The sequence below is a fragment of the Pseudoalteromonas sp. S2721 genome, from assembly GCF_005887425.1.
Classification (GTDB): Bacteria; Pseudomonadota; Gammaproteobacteria; order Enterobacterales; family Alteromonadaceae; genus Pseudoalteromonas; species Pseudoalteromonas simplex.
In genome coordinates this window covers 1-568 of the sequence record NZ_PNCZ01000112.1, presented here as the reverse complement: position 1 = coordinate 568, position 568 = coordinate 1, and the positions used below count along the sequence as shown (strand labels likewise).

Annotated in this window: 1 protein-coding gene; it reads right to left on the bottom strand. The window is 40.5% G+C overall.

The annotated features are described in order from the left end of the window. Positions 1 to 69: 69 nt before the first annotated feature. A complete protein-coding gene (locus CWC02_RS20505) occupies positions 70 to 417 on the bottom strand; it encodes a four helix bundle protein (protein WP_138602784.1) in 348 nt (115 codons plus the stop codon). Between the last annotated feature and the right edge of the window lie 151 nt (positions 418 to 568).

Genomic DNA, 568 nt, shown 5'->3' with positions numbered 1-568 from the left:
AATCTATCAGCTATCAGCTATCAGCTATCAGCTATCAGCTATCAGCTATCAGCTATCAGCTATCAGCTATCAGCTATCAGCTTCGATCTTATGCATAAGAGATGTCAACATTTTTGATAGCTCTTCCGTTTCACTCACCCAAGCTCTACCTATGGCGGCATCGATATATTTAATCTCAATTCCGATATAAATTTGCGTTCGTGTTTCTGCTATTGACGATCTTGATATATCTAAAAAACGTACCCGCTCTTTTTTGCTGACTCTCACCATACCTTCAGCGATGTTACTCGGTATTGATAAACCAGAACGTGTGAGCTGATTGCGAAAGCCAAAATCATTCAGATCAGTCGTTTCTTTGTAGATGTCAGCACTTAATCTTGCTGAACGCTTCCATACCTCTAATTTTTCAAAATTCATACTTGCATCCTTTTAAGTATAAAAACTTTATATAGGCACGAATTTTTCAGAATGCAAATTTCAAACTGACGGCTGACGGCTGACGGCTGACGGCTGACGGCTGACGGCTCAACGATATCTAACTTCTGACGACTAACCACTTCCTCTGACC